The sequence below is a fragment of the Endozoicomonas sp. ONNA1 genome (assembly GCF_024606325.1).
Taxonomy (GTDB): Bacteria; Pseudomonadota; Gammaproteobacteria; order Pseudomonadales; family Endozoicomonadaceae; genus Endozoicomonas_A.
In genome coordinates this window covers 1-8,260 of record NZ_JAHHPN010000186.1, presented here as the reverse complement: position 1 = coordinate 8,260, position 8,260 = coordinate 1, and the positions used below count along the sequence as shown (strand labels likewise).

The window sequence follows — 8,260 nt, the reverse complement described above, 5'->3', positions numbered from 1 at the left end:
AGGGTGGTTTAATCAGCCCAGTCCCGAACAACTCGCCAGTTTCGGAGAGCTTACCCTATGCCTGCCAATCGAACTGATACGATTCCTCCCAATCCTCCTCCCGAACGACAGTGGCTTGAGACCAGCGATGGCTGGTTTTACTCCGCCATTGTTGACACAGATACTTTTAAAATCGGTCTGTCGATGAATCGACCGGGCTCGGCTTTTGCCACGCCTGCGTACATCAGTACCGTCAGGACAGCCATTGACAGGGCCTTCTGGTTGATTGAGCAGTCAGGTTTATTTCCGCACCACATACACCGGAATGTCAGCATTATCTTTTCTGACTCTGACTTAGCGGGTCAGAATGTTTTTTATGACGATGATGGTGTCACTTTGTTAATCGGGCAATCGATCATCAATCCATCATCATTACCCCAGACTTCTGGCAAACCCGCCAGTCTGGCAGAGACTCCCGGAGTTGACCGGCTTGTTGCCACTTTGCTGAATCACATGGCAATAGTCGTTTATGAGGCTTGTGATCCCAATGCCTTCTGGTCAGAATTTCAGGCACGGCATGATGGTGTCGAAGAGAGTGATGCTACAGAGAATGGTAGCGGTTTTATCCAGTCTCCCATTACCCATCCTGATGACGCGGTTTCCACTGTCGCCACTGAAACACAGCTCGGTTTTATCGCTGAAACGCTGGCTGCCAAGTGGTTGAATCAGAAATTATCTCCGGCTTCACGTCATTGGCTGGAGGTTTTGCTTCCCGGTCTGTTCAAAGCCTCACCCCCCGACAAGCCCCCTACCCCCCTGAGTGCCAGACTCAGGGCTTATCACTGGCATTCCAAAAACCACCTTGATCGAACGCTTGCCGGGCTCAAAACAGAGCCGAGCTTTTCATCAGGCAATGTTACAAGCGAAGCAACCCCTTCATCAGGCAATGTCACCGGGCCAGTGCCTGACAATTATTTTGCCTTCACGCCCGTCGCACCGCTTTTACGCATCAACGAGACAATGGCCTTTCCCGCTTTTGGCACAGGTTACTGTACCCGCGTACAGGGAACGGAAATAGGTGTCAGGGTTTACCCCCAGGGGGACGCAGCTCCACCACTGCGGCTGGTCGACATAACCCTTGACGTGGAAAGCTATCAATCACTGGCTTACAAGGATCCAACACAAACTCTCCAGCGGCTGGTTTTTGACCTTGAGACATTAGCCGGACTGTTTCTATACGGTGGTTTTAACGAACAGTTGCTGGCCTTTCTTCACGGACTTCAGGATGCCAGTGATCCGGTGGGATCGACAAACCCCGATCACAAGATTCCTCTGATCAAGGCAGAGTCCGACCGATTATTCATTGACAGTGACGCAACTTTCACAAACGGCAGCCAACCACTGGTTCGCCTGGGGTTGGCCGATCTTTCCCGGCACTCTGCCGAGGCGCTTGGGCGCGGACTGTCGGCCCTGCTGATACCAACATGGCGAGAGACCCTGACGGACAATCCCGTGGCTGTGGCCGGTATCGAGCAGCTGTGGGGGATCACTGGCAACGGGCTGGAAGCGTTGCAACCGAATTATGGATTGGATGAACGTTATCAGGCCCGGCAATGGCCACAACAGTCAGGTGTTGTCTACCAGCGACTGGTGGCAGGTCAGCGCCATAACCTCAGGAAACGGGGCGGCACTGCGAGAGACTTTGTTGATGCCGTCCGCGAACTGTATCTGGATGACGGGCTGGCGTCAGCACTTGCCAGAGTCATGGAAGACCAGCAACCATTGACGGAGAGTACCGTTACAGCTGGGGAAATGGCGGACTTGCTCCAGGCCATCATCATGGTTTACAACGAGCAATCATTGCGCAGTGAACAATGGGCTTTCCGCAGGGCTATTGATGACAGCCTGGACTGGCTGACCGCTAAAGACCCTGACAATCCGGCCCTGGCAAACCTTAAGCGACTCAAAAGAAATGATGAGGCACAACAGGATGGCTACGATGGCCTGACCGAAATGGAACCGGTGCCGTTCTTTGACAACACCACCAGCAGCATCCGGGGCCGGTTCTTTACCCTCACGGCTCTGGGTGACTGGATAGGGGTTTACCTGTCGCCGGACTACCTGACCGGTTCCAGTAACGAAACCATCGTCAGTGACCTGCGCCGACTGGTGGACGCCAGCGACCTGTTCAGGCATCGGTTGAACAATACCAACGAGTTCCAGAGGCTGTCGGGCAATGTAACCTCCCCAATAAGGCCCAACACCCTTGGCGATATTCACGACATTGGTTTGCTGGAAGTGCCCCCTGAAGAACGGAACAGGACGATTCCGGGAGAGTATGTCAGCCTGATCATCCCCGGTCACAATGGCGCGTCTCCCGGCGGTAAATCCGGCCCACTGGCCTACCTGCTCACCCGACATGGTGCGGAAAATGACACCGTCCATGACCCTGCCACAGAGAACCGGACTGCCCTTGCACCCGTCAACCAAACCGTCAATAACGGCACCTTCACGCTCATCCATTTTGATCCGGGCTGGGGGGGCGTGCCCTTTGGTGCCGGATGGCTGTCAGACCATGTTTCGTTCTTTTTTCAGTTAAAGAAAGCATTCCAACTGGCACTCGGCATAAAGCCGGAAGAGGATGCCAACAGGATCAAAAACCGGATTCGTACTGAGCTCGGTTTGCCACGGGACTATTCTGAAAACTATCCCGGACAGAACAGATTAGCCGTAGTAGACCCCCGTCAGGTAATGATCAAAGAAGCCCTGCCCGTACAGGTAAGGTTTAATCAAACGACAGCGACAGACACCAGCAAATCCGTGCGCCTGGCGGTGACCGGATATGGCTCACTGGGACGTCATCTGGAACTGACGGCAGAGCCTGACAAAAACGGCACCTATCGTCTGCAACTGGCTTCCATTGGCAGGATGACAACGAATGATGGTCTTCAGCCACCCCCACTGCATGAGTATCCGGAAATGACCAAACCGGTGGGAAGACACAGGGTTCGCCGTGCCGATCCTGATCCTGCTGAGGGCTCAGACTCGAAATTAATCGACAAACTGATTCCTGACGCCAAGACGTTCCATATGGAATATGCAGCGATATTACAGTACAAACGCATCCTGAACGCAGATTTGAACAGACGTTTTGAAGACCTGTTCTCATCTTTTATGAGCCTTGATAGTTCTCGCCATGGGAATGCTCCATCAACCTTTGCTTCGGCATTAAGGGTCTACGAAAAACTCACCGACCTGATCGGGAACCACCCTCAGGAAACCGGCGTAAAATTTGCGAAACTGGCTACAGACATCCGGAGCTGGTTTGAAAGCAATATGAAGTCAGTCCCTCCACGGCTGCATTTTGTTAGCGTTAACCCAACCGATGGGGAGCTGAATTATATCCGGTCATGGATTTTAGCAAATTCAGAGTCCGTTTTAAGAATAAACCTCTGGCATGACCCGAATGCAATGCTCGCCGGTGTGCTCGCCGAAGCTCTTAAAGAATCTGTGACCAGTAAATTGACCGGTCAGTCCGATCCCGGTAATCCATCTGATTTTGAATCGGATTTACTGAAAGAACTGATGAGGTTACAAGATGAGGCCTGGAAAGCCATAGAGCCAAAAATGGCAAGTGGCCAGCTGTTTGATCAGGCGGCGAAGGATTTTCTGATAGACCATCTCAAATACAAGACGGACATTGACAAACAAAAAGCCCAAACGCTGGAATCCTTCCGGCAATTTGAAAAGGAAATAACGTCTTCTTACCCCGGGGCCAAGTTTTCCCTCAAAGATATTAATGAGCTCTGGACCAGTGCCTACGGGGAAGATGGTCAGAAAGCCAAAAAGCACTATTACAGGGAACTGGGATTGCGTGGTCATCAGCCTGCGGCCAACGCACTGGTGAAAATCAAGGTGATTAGCACTCTCGGTGGTCTTTATTCTGATACGTCGCTTTCGCCTGCATTGAATGAGGATCTTTTCAAGGGTATTGATTATTCAGGCGTCAGCAAAGCAGATTGGGACAGGGTAAAGACATTACAGACACAGCTGGTCATCCAAAGGCTTGGCAAAGAATTCCTTCCTGATAATCAGGACCCTGCCATTAAACAGAAAGTTTCAGAAGATATCGCCTGGTTCGGTGAAAAATACCCTGGGTTGAAGAGCGACATTGAACAGCTTGTGGCAAATGCTGATCCCTCTCAACTGTTTAAGCCTTTGGGAAAAGTTAAAGTCATGCCCTACCAGGCCTACGTGCCATCAGAAAAAAATCCGGGTTTATTTTTCGCGGCAAGACCGGGCAACCCAACCATAGAGTTAGCTTATGACACCCTCTTATCACAATTCGAAGAGGTTGATCGATTTAAAGTGTCCGGTTTGACGAATTGGAATGCTGCCAGACTCAGAGAAACATTTTTAATCGGGGAAAGGATTGCTGACGCGGCATTGGCTTATTACCGAATCGGAGGTGTACGAGAGTTTGCGAAAGGCTATCGAATCCTGAATGGCGATAACGCACTGCAGGAAAGCAAGATTGCAATGAGTTGGACTGCAGGCTACAAAGCTTTGCTGGCTGCTCTGCAATTGTCTCCCGGAGATCACTTTACCCTTTCTAGCGAAGCGGCTGCTGCCCGGGATCAGGAAAATGATATCAGACGCTATATAAACACAGATCCCCGGAAGCATAGCCAATACCGTCAACAACTGGTTATCCAGATGGGGTCTGGCGATGATAACCCTATTAGCAAGGCCAGCCGTTACCTGTTTCGCAAATATAAAAATCGCCAACAAACGGGAGGCAGTGAGCCTTCAGTCCGTTGGCTGGTCATTGAGAACGATGATTGGTCAGATGGCGAGACGGGCGCAAAGATCAATAGTGCCGATATTGGCAAACTGCTGGGCGATGATAGCCGAATTCATGTGGTAGGCCTGGGTGAATCCAAAGACGGGGAATTTACCCTGGGCGGGCAAACCGCGTCAGACCTGTCAAAAAAAATTAATGAATTGATCGGTGATACCCCGGTTAAAACCATTAACCTGGTTGGCTCAGGTGTCGATCACGACGGGCTTGTCAGCCAATACCTGAAAGATATCCTGAAAGCGACAAAAACCCGGACAGTGACCGCCCGTGACGGTCTTTTGAGAGTCGATATCTGGGGACGTCTGTGGGTTGGCCTGCTTTCAGAGACGGGTCTGGTGACCTGGTCACTGGCCGACAAACCTGACAAGCTCAAAGCACTTCGCATCAGTAACGGTGACATCACCGTCGAAAGATTGCCTAAAAAAGACCAGTTTGCTGAAGGTGCTATTGGACTGCGGGAGCTGCCCTCTGCGCTGTTACAAAACAGTGGCTTGCTGGGGCCCGTTAATCCCGATCATGCAATACCGACTCTGGAGATGTTCAGGCGCAGCCTTAAGCCGCATCTGGGAGCTCTCAGTTCAGATGATTTAAAATCGCTGGAGAAAAAAATTGCACAATTTGACCGGTTTCGCCAAGAGGGGACTGCCCTTAAAAAATACGCCCTTGTCTATCGTATGCAGGAAAACCTGCCCGGTACTGCTCTTGGAAAAGCAGTCGTCTCGCACCTGGTCGCCACAATAAAACAGTACCTGCTGGACGCTTTGGTCGAGGTACCCAAAAAGCTTCACACTATCTGGATTGGTCCTCTCAAAAAAGGTGTTGTAGACGATCTCAAGATCTGGGCTTCACAGGTTCCCTCCTGGTCTTTGACGCTCTGGCACGATCCACAAGCGTTTTTAGCGCCCATACTTACCCGGGAAATACTTAAGGCTGTTGCCGCTGAGAAAATACCCGAATCATTCCTGAAAAAAGAAAATACCAGGGTTGAATTTGTGGAACGTGTTAATCAGCTGCAAGATCTGGCTTATAGCACTATAAAAAAAGGCATCGCCCGGGGTAAAACCTTCGACGACATGGCAAAAGCGTTTTTAGTTAACCATTTGGGTATGGATCGAAGCGAGTTAGAGAAAATACAAGAAGAAAGCCCGAAGCAACTCAGGACGTTTGCCGACGAGCTGGCCAAACTTAAGAGCAACCCTGATTCCGGTAAATTCAGGCTGGCAGATATCAATACACTCTGGCAGGCAGGCAATGAAGCCAGCCTGAGAAAGTGGTACGTGAAAGAACTTGGGCAAAGGGGGATTTTAGCCGCAGCAGCAGATTTGGTAAGAGTGGAAGTTCTTGCCAGAGACAAGGAAGGAGGGGGTGTCTATTTGGATGTTGATATACTACCTGCTTTTAACAAGGAATTGTTTAAACACATTAAATTTCCGAAATATTTTTTATTTGGCGGCGAGCTGATTGGTCCGGGTTACCCCGTTAACCATGCAATTATTAACTATCTTGCCCAGAAAGGGCCGGAACAGCTGTTTTTTGGCAGGACACCTGATCCGGAAGAAGAGAAATACTACGACAGAATAAAGGAAGAATACCCTGATTTAATAAAAGCTATTGAAGAAGCTATAGCCAATCACGGCAAAAAACCTCTTTTTGTCTTTCAAGATTCGCTCAGGGTTATTCCTGGTTCAGTGGAAATAAAATCAAGGTATGAAAAAAAGATACATCTCAACAATAACTTAATTATCGCGCCACCTGACAGCGAGGTTCTCGAGGCAGTTAAGAAAAATATTATAAAACGTTATCAATTGATTGAACGTTTAAATCTCGACAACCCACTAAGAGTTTCTAATACCGATATAAATAAAACTGCAAAATTAATCGCCAGGGAATTGAATATTGATCAGAAAATCGCCCACAGTTTTTTTAATTATCGTAAAGATGGAATACTGCCACATTCCAGATCAACAATGTATATATCCGGGGTGAATGGATTTCAAACAGTCTCCGCGAATTATTTGTCTGCTTTTTTTTCAAGGAAAGACCTTTTTGGTTTTGAACCAAAATCCTATTTCATGCAAATCAATCCATTAGCAAAGATTGATTTAATCAGTGACGATACTGATGAAAGCCCCAGTAGCTGGATACCCGGAACTGATAAAACCGAGCGTTATGCCCTGACCTCTGAGCAAGACAGCCGTTATAAAAACCAGGTCATTCTTCAACTGGGTGACAGCGACAATGAAACCAGTGCCAGCCTTTATCTGGCCAACAAATACCAACCCGATTTCAGCCAACTTATACGACTAAAGTCTGATGGAACCCCGATTGATCCGAAGACAGGACACGACATTGAGCTTGAGGCATTGCAAGCTGATTTTCTTAAAGACGACACCCGCATTATTGTAGTTGGCCACGGCAGTAAGGTTCAGGGCGAAAAGTCCGGTTCCGACCAGTTTTTGCTGGGCGGGAAGACGGTTGAGCAACTGGCCGATGTGCTAAAGCGATTAACCAGCGGTCGGTTTGTCCATACCGTCAGTTTGGTGGGCTGTGGTGCTGATGCCAGTGGGGAGCATTACCCCGTAGAAGTTTTCGCCAGAAAGCTGTTTGGTGAAATCCGGACAAAACGAATCAGTGTCCGTAACGCCCTGGTGGCGGTTGATGAGCTTGGGCGCAAATGGACCGGCACCGTGCCCGTTGATGGCGATGTCCTGTGGTCACAGTCAGACCATCGCGTCAAGCTGGTACTTGAGAAAGACGAACAGGGGCAGTTAATGGCCCGCCAGCTTCCGGTTACAGAAGGGCTGGTGAAAAAACTCCGGAACTTGCCCGCTTTGCCCCGCGGCAGGGATTATGTGCGCTTGGGTATCGATCGTGACGATGCTTTCGACCGGGCCAGAAATTTACTGCTTAGTACGTTTATCGAAAACAATAACAGGCTGCCACTCTCCGACCTGATTGAGCAATACAACCGTCGACTGCAACAACACACCGGTGATGACTTTTCCCCTTACCAGTTGATGCCGTTGCCGGTTGCCGATGCCGAGCGGTCTCTTACACAGGCCAGGATACCAACAGAGCGTCACATGAGCGCCTTTGTCCGTGCAGACTCAATCGGAGACCCGTTGTCTGGAGTTGGCCTGCTGGCCTATGGCGACCGCTTTGCGCAGGAGAATTTTTTCCGAATCCAGCAGGCGGGCTATCAGCTGGCCCGTAACGTTAAAAGCCTGCCATTAGACGCGATGGCAGCATTGTTCACTCGTCTGCTGCTTGGGTCTTTGCAGGACATTGTGGCACCCGGTGGCAATGACATAAACCCGTTCAGGGTCTCCGGCCCTGACCTGCTGGTTTCTACATTGGCAAAAGATGACCTGTTTGCCCTCCATGCCCAACAGTTAAAAAATGACTTTTCCGAATTGGGCC

1 protein-coding gene is annotated in these 8,260 nt (G+C 49.9%); it reads left to right on the top strand.

The features are described 5' to 3' along the window. Window positions 1-57: 57 nt before the first annotated feature. Window positions 58-8,260, top strand: an 8,203-nt coding sequence (locus tag KDK19_RS04350) for a TcdA/TcdB catalytic glycosyltransferase domain-containing protein (RefSeq protein WP_257291403.1), incomplete at its 3' end; no start/stop codon positions are given.